This is a genomic window from Bacteroidota bacterium, from assembly GCA_018698135.1.
In the GTDB taxonomy this organism is placed as follows: Bacteria; Bacteroidota; Bacteroidia; order CAILMK01; family JAAYUY01; genus JABINZ01.
The window spans coordinates 1-17,868 of sequence record JABINZ010000192.1; the positions used below are offsets into that span (position 1 = coordinate 1).

Consider the following 17,868-nt stretch of genomic DNA (forward strand, 5'->3'; position numbering starts at 1 on the left):
AAACCAAAGCCATTGAAATATTGATAACTTTTTAAACGCTAAAGCTAAAAGTTACCAACATTACAACAGCATTATGAATATTATTATAAATTTGAAATTAAAGGAAATTATAACCAGACAGAGTTTGATTTACACTCCCGAAATTTATGAAGGAAAAAGGAAGTTATTACTTCCAAGACAATACAAAAAAATATATGAGTTTTTGGGGGAGCCAGAGTATGAATGAAGGTGTAAACTGTTCATTAGCCTTTGTGCGTTTGTCTTATTTCAATTTGATTGCCTCAAGTATTAACTTTTCAGGTTCTTTTGTAAATTCTGCATTTGCATTAACTAGCTTTCCCTTTTTATCAATTAATACATAGTGTGGAATGCCTCTAAAGTTGTATAATTTATAAAGTTCAGCTGATTGTTTTTTGTCAGCATACCAATGTTCTCCACCAATCTTCTTCTTTGAAATATAATTACGCCACTTTTCCTTATCATCATTTACATTTACATATAAAAAGATTACTTCTTTATTGTCTTTAAATTTATTCATAAGATCAATAGTCTTTGGCATTGCAACAAGACATGGAGCACACCATGTAGCCCAAAAATCAATAAATACTATTTTCCCATTAAAAGAAGAAAGCGAATTAGGTTCATTCTTTTCATTAATCAATGTAAAGTCAGGCGCATTTTTTCCAGAGGAAAGATTGATTGCTTTTGAATATATTTCATCAATAATTGAAATGTATTCAGGATTTTTACATACTGATTTGTAATCATTAATTAACTCATCAGTAAATTTAATATCTGAAATGACAAGTCCAATATTTCGTTTAAGATACCTGGTGAGTTGGTCATCTAAAACTTTGTTTTTGAATATTGATTTTCTATAGTCATAGTTTTTCTGTATACGAATTTTTGCTTTTTGATCTGGACTTATAGAATCTGGATACATTATTTTTAGCTCTTCTACTTCTGAGAGATATCGGGATAAGGCAATTTGGTATGTAATATTATCAAACGCTAATTCATCATTTAGATCAATAGTTTTAAGAAAGTCATAATACTCTTTAGGAAGTTTTTTTATTCTAAAGCTTCTTGTTGACCTATCATATTCAATTGTAAACATCCAACGTGGGTTGATGAATCTATATCTTGTAGTAACATTTATGTAATTTCTGAAAGCTGTAGTAAATTCAGGTGAATCATGTGACTTTAAGAACTCAACATTTGATTTTTCGAGGCTATCAATATATAGTTCGAATTTTTCAGCGCTCTTAAAATGATTATACTTATTGGCTTTCTTTGTGAAATTAGCTAATAAATCAGCAGCTAAATAATTATTGTTTGCAGCCCCTCTACCAAAATATTTGATTGTCTCATCGAACGCACTAAAATCAACAATAATGTGCAAACTATCGCTTGCTTCTATAAATACATTCGTATATTCATCTGATATTGTAAGTTTAGCTGGTGTTGTCTTATTAAGTGTAAAAGTTGATTTAAAACAGCCTAAACTATCAAGCAATACATTGATTGCTTCGACTTCTGTATATTCAATTGTATTATTGTAATACGTAAGCATTACTTGTGCATCTACGGGAGCATTCTTAACTTCACCAGAAATAAAAACTTGGGAAAACCCCTGAATAGAAAGTTGCATTATGCATAAAATGATAAATATTGTTTTCATATCAGTTTTTTTAGTTCTTATTCAAAAATCATAATTAGTACTTTTACCTTTATATGAGGCACAACAATGGAGATTTATTAAATCGTATCGCAAATGGTGCTTTTTTCATTTTATTTAATTTTTGTCTCTATAAAAATATATTTTTAAGTCCTTAGTGAAAAATTAAACGTACGATGGAGCTGATGTTAGCAAGAGTTTTAATACTTTATTTGATATTTCTTAAGTTCAATTTCGGTAGAATCATAGAATTTTAACTTCGTTAATCCAATTTGTTTAGAAAACCAAATGTCAGTTACTGAATAACCAGGTACATACATTTTATGATAGCCCCAATATACCTTAATATGAACACTATTTTTAATTTCACCCGTTTTAAGAACCACTGGACTAGTATCAGCAATTTCAATAAACATGGTATCATAATTCCTAATGTGACCGTTCATGCGTTCACCAATAACAAAGTCAGATTTAAAAAAATAAAAAGGGAAACTCCAATAATAGTTGTCTGTTGATAAATCTGAAAACAATATCCATTTATAACTTGACCTTTCAATCTTAAATGAATGATTTCCATAGAATTTTTCAAGCGAATCACTTAGATAATGGGAATAAACTAATAAGTATTTTTGAATCTGATCAGATAATAAATTATAATTTTCATTATCAATTACTATTGAATCTGTTATTGTATCATTTATACTATAAACCCACCAACTTCCTGTTGGGAAAAAGAAATATTCAAACCAATCTACTGGAAAATGATATTCATAGTCATCTTCAATATTTTTTGAACAACTAAAAAGAATAAGTACAAGGAAAATTATTGTATATCGTTTCATAAAATTCTTGCTAACTACTGACTATACACTATCACCAGCACTTAGTCAGCAACATTTACCGACTATAAGCCTCAATAAACAATTAGTATAAATTCGATGAATAATGATAATAGTAATTTACTCGAAGGTACATTAATTAATAAATATAAACACATACAGAAACCTGAAAATGTGCAAGATGCCTGTTATGCACATGTACTTAATGTCTAAATAGGTCACAATTCGAGACAAAACCTTCCTATTCTGTTCATATTGTGTGATTTAAACATCTAACGCTGCTATAATAATCTAGGTCTATTATTTTATTATTGCATGTATAGTTATACAATTAGATTTCTAGAATCATTTAGTAATTATTAGCTTTTATACGAATTGAGCAGTATTATAAGGTTTTATTATACAACAGAATATAAGCCCCTCCTATGTTTGCCTTCAAATTCAAAAAGCAAGCATAAATGCCTTTACAATCCATTCACAATTCAATAATCACCACCTCATCAGGAGTAATCGGAGGAGTTGCCAAAGCTATCAATTCTGGTTTTATCCTTTGCCATATTTCATTGCCACAAGTAATTGATGTAGCCTTTTATGCAGCATTATCTGCCTTCATTGGTTATTCCATCAAACTGGGATTTGATGAACTCCGAGCTTTTATCAAAAGAAAAAGGAGTAAATCATGAATGCCGTTGGGAAAGTATTCGTTGCAGGATTGGGCATCTTCGGTATCAGCAAATTGTTTTCAGCAGTTCAAGCCTTCAATGTCACTGAAGAGTTGAAGATCAATATCCTCAATCCAAGAGTTATCAATGCTGATAAAAATCCATTTTCAGGAGGATTGGAAGTTGGATTTGAACTGCAATTGCAAAATCCAACCCGAGGAAGCTTGAAAGTTACACAACCTTATATGCAGATCCTTTCAGGCAAATCTGTTATAGCGCAAAGTCCGGTCAGCCAAAAAGAATACAACATCAATCCATTGTCAGAACTAACATTAGATACTATCAAGTTTAAGCTTGGATGGATGACTATTATCAACACACTACTATCAAAAAAGTATGGCTTACCTACTCTCCGCGCAAGAAAAGCCCAGCACATGAGTGTTGGGTTTTTTTATTGTCCTGACCTAAGTGGGCTTAAGGTTATGAACCAGAAAAAAGTATACATGCGTAGCACGAAGGTTTTGGATTGAACTACCTCAAAACGGGATCATGAAATAAACCCTCCCCTACAGTAAGCGAATATAGTACTGATAATAAGCGATTAATAGACGTAGATCTGAAATTATTTAAATGCATTAAAATGCACTTTTAAAATGAAAGAAAGCCTTTAAATTGATGAAATTTAAAGGCTTTTTCTTTTTCACTCTCTTTGCAAATCTTTAAACTTTGATATGGACCGGTGGCATTAGCGGTGGCATTGCATTTTCGAACCCAAGTCCACCAGAATTGCTTGTAAGGAATAGAACTACAATTACTTGCTATGCAAACACAATTCTTTTCCTTATTGGTGTTTTACAAACTTTCTAGAGCCAAATCGTAGTTCGGTTCATCGGTAGTTTCAGCTATTTGCTCTGAATAAATCACCCTACCTTCAGTATTAATAACAACGATACTTCTTGAATTTAGACCTGCTAGTGGTCCATCTATAATGTTTAAACCGTAATCTTTACCAAATTGACCAGTATTAAAATCTGATAGCATAAATACATTTTCAATTCCTTCTGCTCCACAAAATCTTGTTTGAGCAAATGGCAAATCCCTTGAGATACACAAAACACTAGTATTATTAAGATTAGCAGCTGATTTATTAAAGTTGCGAACTGATGCTGCACACGTTCCAGTGTCAATACTTGGGAAAATATTTAACACTAAATTCTTTCCTTTAAAGTTGTTCAATGTTTTGGTAGATAAGTCTGGTGCTATCAGTTTGAAGTCCTTCGCTAAGCTTCCAACTTTTGGTAATTCTCCACTTGTATTTATAGTGTTACCTTTTAATGTAATTTTTGTCATATTATATGTTTTATATTATTGTAAGAAGGTATTAATTCTATTGTTTTAATAAGGTTTCAGCTGCAAGTTTTCCCAATTCATTAGAAGCTAATGGACTTGCACCAGTGATTAATTTTCTATCCAAACAAACGGTTTTGTCTGATTTGGTATTTATAATATTAGCTCCTAAGCTCTTTAGTTTCTCACTTAAACCCCAAGGCATTTGTCCTGGCAAATAACCAATCATAGGCGTCATCTTATCTACCGAATCAGGGAATACCGCCATTTTGTATCCTTCGTAAATAAATTTTTGATCATTGAGCGTGGTTGCTAAAAATGAACCGGGCTCATGGCAAAGGCTTATAGTAAATAAATCGTTTTGATGAGCCCAATTTAATACCTTTCCAACGTTTTCGTCTTCAGGAATACCTATCATAGCTCCGTGTCCACCAGGCACGAATAGCGCTGCATAAGATGCGGTATCGTTGAAAAAAGAACCGATAAAGTCCGCTAATTTCATTGGGTTTTCAAAGCTGGTTTTGAAGTCATTATAAATTGCTTTTACATGTTCATCTTTTTCTGGAAAGGCCCACATTTCAAAAACTACAGGTTTTCCAGTGGGAGTAGCTATTTCAAAATCAAAACCAGCATTTTTAAGATGCAGCATAGGCAATAAGGCTTCTACCGGATGATTTCCTGTAGAAAACAATTTGCCATTCTTCATTTTCATGTTTTTTTGTTCGGTGAAAATCACTAAGATCTTCGACTTATTGCCTTGGTATTTTGTGTATGAAATATTTTCAAAATCAGTTGTGTTAACCGTTCCTAATTTTAAAGCAAGTTTTGAAGGACTATAAGATCCATCTGATTCTAATTTTGGTGCAATTCCTAATATTTTCTTTAGCATATCATTTTTTTTAAGGCTTTACTTAATCTTAATAACAATTTTACCTTTTGCTCTTCCTGAGGCAAGATGTGTGAATGCATCAATACTCTCAGAGAATGAATAAACTTTATCAATGATTGGTTTGATTTTTTCATCTTCAACCAATAATTTAATTTCATTCAAATGTGCTCCATTCGGCTGCATGAAAATATATTTGTACGCTGCGTTTTTAGCACTAATTAGTTTAGCTAATTCTTCTGGTAATTTGTAGTCAGCCATCCCAAACAGTTTAGCAATTTCTTCATCTAGGGGACCGGCAATGCTAATAACTTTTCCACCTTGCCTTATAACTTGCAATGCTTCCAAAGAATAGTTGTTGCCAAGTGTGTCAAAAACTATATCAGCGTCTTTTACGATGTTTTTATAGTCCTCCGTTTTGTAATCAATTACGTGGTCTGCTCCAAGTTCTTTCACCCACTTTACATTGCTAGTACTTGTGGTTGTATATACATAGGCTCCTTTTGCCTTGGCATACTGAATAGCTATACTACCTACACCCCCTGAACCTGCATGAATAAGCACTTTATCGTTTTCCTTTATCCCTGCGAATTCCAAGGATTGCATGGCAGTAAGTCCTGCTAATGGTAAACTTGCAGCTTCTTCGAAAGAAATATTTCCAGGTTTTTTTGAAACGGCAATACTAGTAACAGCAACATATTCTGCTATTGTTCCCATTTGTTCTTGAGGTACCCGGGAATAAACCAAGTCTCCAATTTCAAAATTCTTTACTTTATCACCTTTCTCGACTACTATTCCACTAACATCATAGGCAGTGGTACTCGGTAGAGGAATAGGAAGCATGCCTTGCAGATGTCCCAAGACAATAATTTTGTCTATGGGGTTAATGGCAGCAGCCTTAACTTCTATAAGTACATCTGTTTCTTGAATGCTCGGTTTGCTTACTTCGTTAAAGGCCAAGCTATCTCTTAATTCACCGTATTTTACTATTTGTAATGCTTTCATATCTGTATCAATTAACTGTTCATAATATTTTGATACAAAGATAGAGTGAGGGGTACAGTAAAAAATTGACCTATGGTAAGAAAGCTATTTTCTTGCTTTTTCAACCCGAATACGGCTCAAGCTTTCTTGCGTGATACCTAAATAAGATGCAATGTGATAATTCCGGGTATGCTGCTCTACATCGGGGTATTCCTCTAAAAACAAATCATACCTTTCAGCAGCAGATAATTGTAACTGATTTAAAATTCTTTTTTGCAGACTTACAAAAAGACGTTCTAAATTCCCCCTTTGAAAGGGTTCTAATTCAGGAAATAGCTTGAGCATTCCATTAATCTTTTCAGCATTAAACTCGATGATGTTTGATTCTGTAAGGCATTCAATGGTTAGCGTTGCAGATTCATTTCCGTGAATAGCGATATAATCACTTATCCAGTCATTTTTAATAGCAAAATGCAGGGTGTGCTCTTTCCCGTTTTTATCAATGCAGTAGGATCTTAAACAACCGCCTGTAACAAAAAATATTTTATTTACCCTTTGTCCTTGACGGATTAAGATTGATCCTTTTGGAACTATTTTTTCTTTTGAAATAGAAATAAGATACTCTTCTGCTTCTATGCTTAAAATTATGCTTTCCTTTATTTTTTTTATTAAATATTCCATTTCTCAATAATAGGGTAATTACTCACAACGGGAGTTTAGGGACAAACCCTAGAAACAATATGCTAAGTTAGCTATTCTTGTATCAATAGCTACAGTCAATTGCCTTTATCGTTTCATTACTATTATCTAATAATTTCCATCATCAATTTGAACGTGTAATATAGACTTAAAATGCTTTGAATTTGAAATAAAACAGAAGAATACTAATGAAAAAGAATTTTAACTTTAGGCTGTAACATAAAACGAGTAAATATAAATATTTTGATTTTAAGTTCGAACCCAAATCAATTCAAACTATCGTAACCATTGCTTTTGGAAAAATATGTTCTTTCTTTAGCATGGTACAAATAATAGGACCATATTTATTATTTGATAGAAAAAAGGCATACTTGAACCATTTAGACATTACATTATCTACAATGTATTTCCTAATTAGAATGAAGATTCGATATTGATCAGTAATGAACAAATTCTAAAATATTATTTTGCTCAATTTGGATAAGTTTTTTTATCTCTGAAAGACAACCAAAATAGTGCAAAATTGGTGGTAAAATCGGTGGACATGAGCATCAACCTTGCTTAAGATGCTAAACGTCTGCTCTTTCTGCTCAAGAAATGATGTTTCAATTTTTCATAATGAAGCTTGGAAATTTTATTGATGAACCTTCGAAAACCATCAATCTTCTTCATCTTCTTCATCAGCAAGCAAGGAAAGCTTTTCATCCGCTTGGGCTTTTGCTTTCACTATGCTTTGATTGAATTCGTATCCGGTAATGAGCGATAAAGCACTCAGGTATAACCAAACCAGTAAAACGATAATAGCTCCAATAGAGCCATAAAGCCTGTTGTATTGGGCAAAGTTTTCTACATAATATCCAAAGCCGTAGGAAACCAATACCACGAGTATGGTGGCTAAGTAAGCACCATGACTAAAAAAACGAAAACGTTCTTCTTTAACCGTAGCAAAAAAGTAAAGAAGAGATATAGCTGTAATCGACATAAATAGTGTAATCAGCAATTTAAATGTCCAAATAAAATAAACAACCCAATTCCCTTGAAAAATCATGGAATCTTTGAAATAACTGATGAATACCTCGCCACCTATCTGAAATGACATGGCAATTAATATCATAAAAGAAATGGCGAAAGTTAATGATACAGCAATCAGATATTTTTTCCACCAAGGTCTTTTTAACTTGCGATTAAATGCAACCAGCAGTGTATTTATTCCATTAGATGCAAAATAAATCGAAAGAATAAAACCCAAGGATAATAGACTCCCACGCTTTTTTAAAATAATGTCGCTTAAGGTTGTTTCTATGGTTTGAAAAACATTTGCGGGCATATATTCATTCATAAGAAAAACGATTTCCTGGTATAGGTTTTCTATCGGAAAGTATGGTATCAATGTAAACAAAAATATTAATGCTGGAAAAAGAGATAGGAAAAAACTGTAAGCTGTTGCACCTGACCGAAGAGCTATTGACTCACGCATTAATTGCGTATAAAAAAAACGAATTACACCATATAAAGGAACACCTGCAAAACCTGGAAAACTAATACTCATTAAATAAACTATTATTCTATAGTTTTTAATTCTATCCTTTAACAGGATAAGTTTTCTAAGTGTTTTCGTTCTATTCAAAGTAAGGTTTCAGTTTTTTGATTAATAGTTCTGGAGCCCTAACTGGTCTATTGGTTTTCATATCCAAAAAGACCAGAGTGGTTTCCCCAGTATGAACCAACTCTTTATTTTCATTATAAATTTCGTAAAAAAATTTCATTCGGGCCTTAGGAATCTCCTCTATTCTTGTTCGAATAGTCAATACTTGGTCGTAATGGGCCGATTTAATATAATTGCATGTCATGTCTCTAACAGGCATAATTATCCCCGTTCGTTCCAAATCGGCATAGGGCATACCTAAACTTCGAATCATTTCTGTTCTTCCTATTTCATAAAATTTGGGATAATTGCCATAATATACAACACCCATCACATCTGTATCTGCATATAAAACCCTAACTGTTGTATCGTGTTGGAACATAAACTTATTTCTTTTTACTTCTTAAATATAGGTTGCGGTAATTAGTATGTTGCCTCAAGTTTGTTGAAAACTCATGAAAGCCACTTCCATCTGCCTTGGCACAAAAATAGAGAAACTCATGTCTTTCTGCGTTTAGCACTGCATCCATAGCACTCATACGAGCCATGATAATTGGGCCAGGTGTCAATCCTGAATTCTCATAGGTATTGTAGGACGAAGTAATCTTATAATCATTCAAATAAAGTTTTTGGTCTTTTCTGTCTTTGATTAAAAACTTGATAGTAGGATCTGCTTGTAGCCTCATTTTTTTTCGCATCCTGTTCAGATAAACTCCTGCAATTCTCTCCAACTCGCTTTCATAAACAGCCTCCTCTTGTACAATGGAAGCCATGGTGTAAACTTCGGCTTTTGAAAAACGAATAGCTTTAGCTTTTTCTATTCTTTCTTCATTCCAGAATTTATCTGCTTCTTTTTGCATACGATTGAAAAAATTCTCTATTGACGTATTCCAATAAAATTCATAACTATTTGGTATGAAATAAGAAAGCGCATTCTCACTATTCAGATTATGTTCATTTAAAAAATCCTTTTCGAGTATAAAATCTACTATTTCGGCTGAGTCAATTTCAAGCTGCGCTCCTATTCCACCAGCTAGTTCATAAATTGTTCGGTATTTATCAATAGTAAGCATGAAAGGTGTATTATTTCCTGCTCTAAGCATTTTGATCAAATCATAATTATTCATGTCTTTTGTAACAGGATAACGTCTGGCATAAATATGATTGGCATAATTCATTTTTTTTGCCACTAATTTAAACGAACGCAAATCCAATAACACACTGTCTCTTTCAAATTGATCCAGTACTTGATCGTAAGTCATTCCGCTTTTAATTTCAATCACATCATGTTTTTGGATGTAAGCCGGATTGATGTTGGGAGCAAAAATTCCTAAATAGAATTTATATCCAACCAATAGCACAATTAATGAAAGTATGATGAATACAATGAGGACTCCCGAAAAGGGTGATTTTCTTTTTTTTCTTCTTGCCATAATTATTCTAAATCAAGGTTGCAAATCTACTACATCCTGAGAAAATGCATGATTAGGTATATAAAGGATTTATTAACCATATGACAAAGCAATCATTTTCTCAATTCGAGCTAATCTTCTACAAAAAGACAGTCCATGGTTAAGTTATTTGTGACCAGCTCAAGACTATTCGCATTTTCTGAAACACCATAAGTGGTTAGCATGCTGATAAAAACATTTTTTCTTGTTCCTGAACTTAGCAGAAACTGAAGTTTTTTATTCTTAAGCTTTTCATAGTCGACTTTGTTTATTGTAAATGGACTATTGTGAAATTTAATTTCACACAGGTTTATAATTCCATCATCACGATCAATAACAAGGTCAGCTTGGGCTTTATCATTGAACCAACTTGAATGTATTGTAAAAATTTTTGACACACCCAATTCCTTTTTAATTTGTAACACATGTTTCAGGCAAATAGTTTCGAAGGCAAATCCAGACCATGATTTATAGGTCTGCTTAACGAACATATTTGCCCATGTTCCGCTTCCTTGTCCTTGATTTGGTTCAATAAATTTAAGGTAAAACAGTGAATATTCATCTGATAACCTAAAAAGTGAGCTTTTACTTTTCTTCCCAAATGGAGTATATTGGCTTACAAAACCAGACTCAATTAACTCATCAAGACTTTTTGTAAAAACACCTCCACTTCCAAATTTGCATAAATCCAACAATCTATTTCGAGTAACCCCTTTGTTAGTTTTAGATAATTGACGAATAATAATTTCATGAGTTTTAGAATTGGAAAATAATGAGGTGAATATTTCATTAAACTCATTAACTAAATCGCCATTGCTTTCAAAACATAAACGATCAATATTTTGGATAACACTTTCACCTTTATTTATTTTGTTTAAATAGTGTGGTACTCCTCCAATAGCCATATACAACTGAAGAATATCGTAATTGTTTAGCTGTATATTTTTACTCTTCAAAAAAAGATACGTTTCGTTTAGATTAAAAGGCATTAACCTTATTTTACACGATAATCTGTTATGTAAGCCGCCCTTGTTTTTAACAATATTATTAATCATAAAAGATGCAGCAGAACCACAAATAACAACAACAAGGTCGTTTCGTTTGCTACAGTATGTATTCCAAAAATGTTCAAATGCCATTAGGAACTTAGACCGTGTGGTAGCTATCCATGGAAACTCATCAATAAATATTACCTTCTTCTCTTTTTTCGTCAAGCTGTTCAGGTATTCTTCCATTAATTGAAATGCGGAAAACCAATTATCGGGAGTTTTTGTTTTACTAAATCTGCTTGATGAAGATTTTAATTGACTATGAAAGTTTTGGAGCTGATCTCGCATATTACCTTGATAATATCCGGTTAGTTCAAACACCATATGCTTTCTGTAAATTTCTCGAATCAGAAAAGTTTTCCCAATCCTTCTTCTTCCATAAACTACAACTAACTCTGAAGCATTGCTAGACAGCATCTTATTCAGCGTTTTTATTTCATTTTTTCGCCCAATTAGCATATTTCACGCCTCATTACAATATCCAATTATGTTTTAAATCCTTCCAAATATACAGTTTTGTTTGAGTTTTGGAAGCGTTTCAGTTATTAATATTTATTGGATTTAGATTTTCACACATACTTACCCCTGTTTGTAATCCTTCCAAATGTATGATTTTATTTAAGATTTGGAAGCGTTTCAAGCAAACAACAACCTTGATTAAGAGCTAAAACAGGTTTCAGAAGATTTTAGAACTCACATTAGTTCATCAGCTTCCTAAACTCATTCAATTCGGAATTTGAAGGATATTTTTGATTCAATAAACTGTAATACTCCTTTGCACGCAAAATTTCTCTCCTGCTGATGTATAGTTTTAACAAGTTTAAATGAGCATTAAAATAATCTGGATCAATCCGTAATGCAGCATTGAAGTTTTTTTCAGCTGCTGGAAAATTATTACTTATTAAATTTATAAAACCAAGATTATTATGCGCAATTGGAATCTTTGGATTCTCCGTAATAATAAATTCAAACTCTCTCTGAGCTTCGGCATATTTCTTTTTTAGGAGATATTCAGTACCCAGTTTATTTCGGTAATCAAGATTATAAGGCTGCTGATTTACTGCGATTGAAAAATATTGAATAGCCTTGTCGATTAATTTCAAATAATGATACGACTGCCCAATCTGATAATTCATCACTGGATTTTCAAACACTTCATTCTTTACGTTTTTTTCAGTCAGTTGAATTATTTTGTTGTAGTTCTGTGCTAAAAAATAGTAGTAAATCCACCATTCAACAATTTCAATTTCCGAATACTTTTTAAAATAAAAGCTGGCTGAATCCAATAAGGAAGGATCTGGATTAAACTTTTCAAAATGATACAAATAAGCCCTACCTATTGTTAAATTATCAGGATTACTATTGGTCATGCACTTTAAACCAAGAAATGCACCTGTTTCAATTTCATCAGTACTTTTTATCTCTTTTTTCCATTTATCCGTAACCCTTATATAATGATCAGAGATTCGCACATGTGGAATATCGAAAACACCGGTTTTTACCATATGACAAGTCATGCAGTTGTCGTTTTGCTTATTTCTTTCCAAAAAGCTTTCCTGACATACAAGCTTATTATCCGTATTATGACAGCTCATACATTGATTTCGAAAAGTATCTATGGGTGTTTCTTTATAACTGATATGTCGCATAGATGCCGTAAAATGACATTTTGTACAGGTCAAAGGTTTGAAATCGGGATGATTTTGAGTAGCAAGAAAACACTTGCTTCTTTGAAGTCGTTCGGGATGTGTTTCCATCCAAAAAGCGTCCTCTTCATTTTCATACTTTTCTCTGAAAACATCCATAACTTCGGTTAAATACATGCCGGGTTTAAAGTCATAAAAATCTTTTCCTTCTTTTAAAACAGCATTTCCTTGCGTATGACATCTTGCGCAAAGTTCAAATTGCAAATCAGCTGATAATCGTTTTGGATTAACAATGGTGAAGTCAGCCTGCAGATCAGTATTCACAACCCTCCCTGATTTCATTGCTTCCACATGCAATTCTCCAGGGCCATGGCATCTTTCACAATTAATTCCTAAAGGGATTTCTTCGTATTTATTTAACGAACCTTTGACTGGAGTTGGATAGGAATTATGACATGTAATGCATTCGTGACCAATTATTCGACTAAATCGGGCATTATTACCTCCTTCAAAACCTGGGGGAAAATCCAATAAACTGATTTGAGTGTAGTACGTAAAAGGAACCTGAAAAAGATAGCCATTTACACTTTGGATATGCGAATTGGTATGCTGACCCGAACCAACAATGTAATCCACTATTTCTGTTCGCTCATATATTGTGTCTCCTTCTTCAACTCTGTACTCCTTGAGCATCATTAGCCCATTGTTCCAAAAAGGCTGATAATAGTAGTTTGACTTAGAGTCGTACAAAGGCAGATGTGGATTAAAAACAGATGCACTTTTTTCTTTGTTTGCAGCTCCCCATGAATGTCCCATGCCCGTTTGCATATAGGCTTTCCACATATCTAAATGACATTCTTTGCAAGCCTCAATACCAACATATTCCACCGAATCGTGTAGATTAAGGAAACCCAAACTGTATACCAGTTCCTCGTCTGAAGAGTGCAGTACTTCAAGCTCAGTTCTTTTCTGAGTCAAGGTAACAAAGAGTATTACAGCAATTGAAAAAAAGCCATAAAGAGGCAGCAAATATTTCTGTTTTTGGATCAAATGCCTAATTTTAAAACGAAAATAAGGCTATTCATGGAATAGAATTCATAAATCTTTTGTGCAAGATGTGGAAAGCAATGCAATCGTTAACCAATGATCATACCTGCTATACTCGCTGATAAAAGTGATGCAATTGTGCCACCAGCGAGTGCCTTCAAACCCAATTTTGAAAGATTTTTCCGCTGCCCGGGAGCCAATGCACTGATACCTCCTATTTGAATCCCAATTGAAGCAAAATTTGCAAACCCACACAAAGCATAGGTTGTAATAATCACTGACCTTGGATCAGTTAACAGGAAGGAATTTTTCAGATTAGACATACTAGCATATGCATAGAACTCATTCAATATGGTTTTTTCACCTAAAAGCTGGCCAACCATTACCAAGTCCACATTAGGAATCCCAATTAACCAGGCAATTGGGGCAAAAATCATCCCCAATAAGTACTGCATGTTTAGGCCTTCGTATTGTCCTCCACTATTTACAGCAATAATTTCATTTAATCCTGTAGGAGCTCCAATCCAATTGAAAACCACATAATTAAGCATGGCCATTAAAGCTGTAAACACCAAGAGCATTGCCCCAACATTGACTGCTAGTTTCAATCCGTCAGTTGTTCCTTTAGCTAAGGCATCCAACACATTGCTACCTACAACTTCTTTTGAAACTTTCAGATCTTTATCAATCTTTTCACTCTCGGGATGCATGATTTTAGCTATGAATAGAGCCGCTGGAGCATTCATTATGGATGCTGTAAGCAGGTGTGTTGCAAATAGCCTTTGTTGTTCAGGATCTGATCCTCCTAAAAAACCAATGTAAGCTGCAAGTACACCTCCTGCAATTGTGGCCATACCTCCTGTCATGAGTGCCATTATTTCAGATTTGGTCATTTTCTCCAAATAGGGCTTAATAACCAATGGAGCTTCGGTTTGACCAATAAAAACATTGGAGGCAGCAGCCAAACTTTCCGCACCCGACAAGCTCATTGTTTTTTTCATTACCCAAGCAAAAACGAAAACAATTTTCTGCAAAATACCAAAGTAATAGAGCAAGGACGTAAAAGCTGAAAAGAACAAAACAGTTGGTAGTATTTTGAAAGCGAAAATAATCCCAAAAGAATCTGTGTTTTCTACCAAAGAACCAAAAACAAAAGCAGAACCTTTATCAGTAAACGCTAATAATTCAACAAAGAACCTAGAAATATAACCAAAACCAGTTTGAACCACACCAATTTTCAAAATACTAAATGCAAAAATTATCTGCAGACTTATACCAACCAAGGGAATTCGCCAATTGATGCCCTTTTTATTATTACTGATTAAAAATGCAAAGAAAACTAATACTAAAATTCCAAGTATACCCCGGTAATCAGCAAATAAGTTCGAACTTATTGATGACGATCGCAAAACAAATACATGAGTGGAATTTTTAATGACTAACTCTCTTTCATTACACTTAATTATTTCGAATTCCTGAACATGAGAAGAGGATGATTTCAAAACCAAAGTAGATGTGCTATCGATAAAATTCCATTGCCCTTTTAGCTCTAGCTTACTTTTAGTATTTGAATATACATAGCTGCCGTTTTCATTGATTGATAATGTTAAATGAGCAATTGGGACAGTTTTTTTAACACCAATTTTCCCTGCCTGACTGGGCATAAAATTCCACTGCTTTTTGAAATTACTAATTTCAATATTGCTGGCTTGTGCAATTTGTAAAGTGGAAATAATAAATAGGATAAAGAAATAAAAGAGTTTGCGCTTTGGCCTAATTTGAATCAGTTTCAGTGGATTCATTATCTTCTTCGATTTTTTTTATGATGTCTCTTATCTTAGCTGCTTTGAAATAATCTTCCCGATTAATGGCTTCTTTCAATAAAGTTTTTAAGCGACTCACAGAATAGTTGTTGTAATCTTCTTCTTTCTCAAGCAATGCCTGCACAGACTCTTCTAACTCGTCTTCATTCTCCTCAAAACCTTCAGTAAGTTTCTCTTCTGCTTGGGTTCCTTTAATATCCATTGATTTCATAGAAATTCCAGCCTCTTCAATCACACTTTCAAAGGTATAAATCGGACAATTAAATCGCAAAGCCAAGGCAATTGCATCGGAAGTTCTGGAATCAATTTCCTGACTAGTTGTGCCATCAGTTGCAATCAAATTCGCATAAAAAATTCCCTCATGAATTTTATGAATAATCACTTCCTTAACTCTGATTCCAAATGAATTTGAGAACATTTTAAAAAGATCATGAGTCATAGGACGTAAGGGCTCAATCTTCTCAATTTCAATAGCTATAGCTTGCGCTTCAAGCACTCCAATTACGACTGGTAACTTACGTTCTCCATTCACTTCTTCCAATAGAAGCGTATAGGAAGAAGCTACATTGCCTGATGAAATACCCAATATTTTCAACTGTACTTTTTGCATCTAAATAAATTATGACTGATCAAAGTTAACTCAAGCGCTTCAGAAAAGAAAATTTTAAGTGAAATTTAAAGCTAAGGTAATTGATATACATTATCCTTCAAAATGAAAGGAAATGAAAACAAAATTTGAATAAAACTTGTCAAATATGCCTGTATAAATATCATCATAAGGGGCAAGTATATTGTTTATGCCTCTACTGAGCTTGATTTCGGGAGAAAACTTAAAGAAATAAAAATACATATCGAATCCACATCCAAATTCATAGGCATATGAGAAAGGTTTAATAGCAACTACTGAATTATTTGGATCACGAACAGCTTGTGCATCGGAACCAAAATCCCATGATCCCTTTGCTCCTCCGATAACATAAAATCGAATATTTCCGTGTCTGACAGATTTATACTTAACCAAAACAGGTAACTCAAAAAAGACCGATTCAATGCTTTTAGTGATGATGGAATTGTCAGCAAAATAGTAATTAATAGAACGAGAAGAAAGTACCAATGAAGGTAATGCTCTTAAGTCAAAAAATTGTCCAAAATGAATATCAGAAACAGCACCAATAGTAATGCCTGGTATTCGTTTCATCTCCACTGTTAATAAGGAGGTTTCTTCATAAAACTTGGGTGAAAATTCGTACTTAAAAGTGGAAAAGCTGGTGCCTAAAGTAAACCCAAAATGAATTTTACGTCCATAATCAAAACGAGGCAAGTTTCTGGTTTGTGCATTTAACAAGACCGGAAAAAGCACCATTAAAAGTATGATTACTATTATTTTATGCCTGTGTATATTGTACAAATTCCTAAACTTAATGTTTTTGCCTCTAACTTACTAAAACCAATTTCTTTTAATAATGATAAAAACGCTTCTCCATAAGGAAACTGCTCAACAGATTCGGGTAAATAACGGTATGCATAAACATTACCGCTTATAATTCGACCAATTAAAGGTACAACTCTATTAAAATAAAAAAGATACAATGCCTTAATTAGTTTTGAACTAGGCATTGAAAATTCCATAATTAACAATTTACCATCCTTCTTAAGAACTCTATGCATCTCTTTCAAACCTTGATTCAAATTTTCAAAGTTCCTTACGCCAAAAGAAACGCTAACTGCATCAAAAAAATTGTCTTCAAAAATAAGATTTTCTGAATCACCAAGCTGAAGCTCAATTACATTATCCAGTTTAAGTTTTTCAACTTTGACCTGACCTACTTCTAACATTTTTTCTGAAATGTCAACGCCAATTATTCTTTCAGCATTCAAATCTTTTGCTTCCTGAATAGCTAAATCTGCTGTTCCAGTAGCAATATCCAATACTATGTTTGGATTATTCTCTTTCAATATTTTGGTCGCAATTTTACGCCATCTAATATCAATTCCAAGAGAGAGTATACGATCCATTAAATCGTATTTTTGGGAAATAGAATTAAACATTTCCCGCACATATATCTTCTTTCCCTGCTCTCGGGCAAGGTCAGCTTCATTTTTATTCATCAA

Annotated in this window: 17 protein-coding genes; 2 read left to right on the plus strand and 15 right to left on the minus strand. The window is 33.3% G+C overall.

The window, feature by feature from the left end; translation table 11 throughout:
• Positions 1-262: 262 nt before the first annotated feature.
• Both HOG71_12235 and HOG71_12240 read right to left on the minus strand, forming a co-directional pair.
• Entirely contained in the window at positions 263-1,681 is a 1,419-nt protein-coding gene (locus HOG71_12235; protein ID MBT5991611.1) for a TlpA family protein disulfide reductase, read from the minus strand.
• Positions 1,682-1,878: 197 nt separating this feature from the next.
• Entirely contained in the window at positions 1,879-2,520 is a 642-nt protein-coding gene (locus HOG71_12240) for a hypothetical protein (GenBank protein MBT5991612.1), read from the minus strand.
• A gap of 455 nt (positions 2,521-2,975) precedes the next feature.
• Here HOG71_12240 and HOG71_12245 point away from each other — a divergent pair, with 455 nt between their 5' ends.
• Positions 2,976-3,200: a hypothetical protein gene (locus tag HOG71_12245; protein ID MBT5991613.1), complete on the plus strand. Its 225-nt coding sequence runs from the start codon at positions 2,976-2,978 to the stop codon at positions 3,198-3,200.
• Positions 3,197-3,709 (plus strand): hypothetical protein, encoded by a 513-nt coding sequence (locus HOG71_12250; GenBank protein ID MBT5991614.1) that lies wholly within the window; start codon positions 3,197-3,199, stop codon positions 3,707-3,709. The genes HOG71_12245 and HOG71_12250 overlap by 4 nt, the downstream gene beginning before the upstream one ends.
• 322 nt (positions 3,710-4,031) lie before the next feature.
• On the opposite strand, the gene tpx is transcribed toward HOG71_12250, so the two are convergent.
• The 13 genes from tpx to ubiE form a co-directional block, all read right to left on the minus strand.
• Complete coding sequence (gene tpx / locus HOG71_12255) at positions 4,032-4,529, minus strand: thiol peroxidase (GenBank protein ID MBT5991615.1); 498 nt, start codon at positions 4,527-4,529, stop codon at positions 4,032-4,034.
• 37 nt (positions 4,530-4,566) lie between these two features.
• On the minus strand, positions 4,567-5,415 hold the full coding sequence (gene hchA / locus HOG71_12260; GenBank protein MBT5991616.1) for a protein deglycase HchA: 849 nt from the start codon (positions 5,413-5,415) through the stop codon (positions 4,567-4,569).
• Positions 5,416-5,433: 18 nt separating this feature from the next.
• Positions 5,434-6,417: an NADP-dependent oxidoreductase gene (locus tag HOG71_12265; protein ID MBT5991617.1), complete on the minus strand. Its 984-nt coding sequence runs from the start codon at positions 6,415-6,417 to the stop codon at positions 5,434-5,436.
• Positions 6,418-6,501: 84 nt separating this feature from the next.
• Positions 6,502-7,077 (minus strand): Crp/Fnr family transcriptional regulator, encoded by a 576-nt coding sequence (locus tag HOG71_12270; protein MBT5991618.1) that lies wholly within the window; start codon positions 7,075-7,077, stop codon positions 6,502-6,504.
• Between the two features lie 676 nt (positions 7,078-7,753).
• Positions 7,754-8,644, minus strand: coding sequence for a YihY/virulence factor BrkB family protein (locus HOG71_12275; GenBank protein MBT5991619.1), 891 nt, complete (start codon positions 8,642-8,644; stop codon positions 7,754-7,756).
• Positions 8,645-8,714: 70 nt separating this feature from the next.
• A complete protein-coding gene (locus HOG71_12280; protein MBT5991620.1) occupies positions 8,715-9,122 on the minus strand; it encodes an acyl-CoA thioesterase in 408 nt (135 codons plus the stop codon).
• 4 nt (positions 9,123-9,126) lie between these two features.
• Positions 9,127-10,173: an endolytic transglycosylase MltG gene (gene mltG / locus HOG71_12285; protein MBT5991621.1), complete on the minus strand. Its 1,047-nt coding sequence runs from the start codon at positions 10,171-10,173 to the stop codon at positions 9,127-9,129.
• A 110-nt stretch (positions 10,174-10,283) separates the two neighbouring features.
• Positions 10,284-11,657: an AAA family ATPase gene (locus HOG71_12290; GenBank protein ID MBT5991622.1), complete on the minus strand. Its 1,374-nt coding sequence runs from the start codon at positions 11,655-11,657 to the stop codon at positions 10,284-10,286.
• A 281-nt stretch (positions 11,658-11,938) separates the two neighbouring features.
• Positions 11,939-13,936 carry a hypothetical protein gene (locus HOG71_12295; protein MBT5991623.1) on the minus strand — a complete coding sequence of 666 codons (1,998 nt, stop codon included), beginning with the start codon at positions 13,934-13,936 and terminating at the stop codon, positions 11,939-11,941.
• An 86-nt stretch (positions 13,937-14,022) separates the two neighbouring features.
• Complete coding sequence (locus HOG71_12300; protein ID MBT5991624.1) at positions 14,023-15,597, minus strand: Na+ dependent nucleoside transporter; 1,575 nt, start codon at positions 15,595-15,597, stop codon at positions 14,023-14,025.
• A 109-nt stretch (positions 15,598-15,706) separates the two neighbouring features.
• Complete coding sequence (locus HOG71_12305) at positions 15,707-16,366, minus strand: bifunctional nuclease family protein (GenBank protein MBT5991625.1); 660 nt, start codon at positions 16,364-16,366, stop codon at positions 15,707-15,709.
• A 90-nt stretch (positions 16,367-16,456) separates the two neighbouring features.
• Complete coding sequence (locus tag HOG71_12310; GenBank protein ID MBT5991626.1) at positions 16,457-17,119, minus strand: PorT family protein; 663 nt, start codon at positions 17,117-17,119, stop codon at positions 16,457-16,459.
• A gap of 17 nt (positions 17,120-17,136) precedes the next feature.
• Positions 17,137-17,865: a bifunctional demethylmenaquinone methyltransferase/2-methoxy-6-polyprenyl-1,4-benzoquinol methylase UbiE gene (gene ubiE / locus HOG71_12315; GenBank protein MBT5991627.1), complete on the minus strand. Its 729-nt coding sequence runs from the start codon at positions 17,863-17,865 to the stop codon at positions 17,137-17,139.
• Between the last annotated feature and the right edge of the window lie 3 nt (positions 17,866-17,868).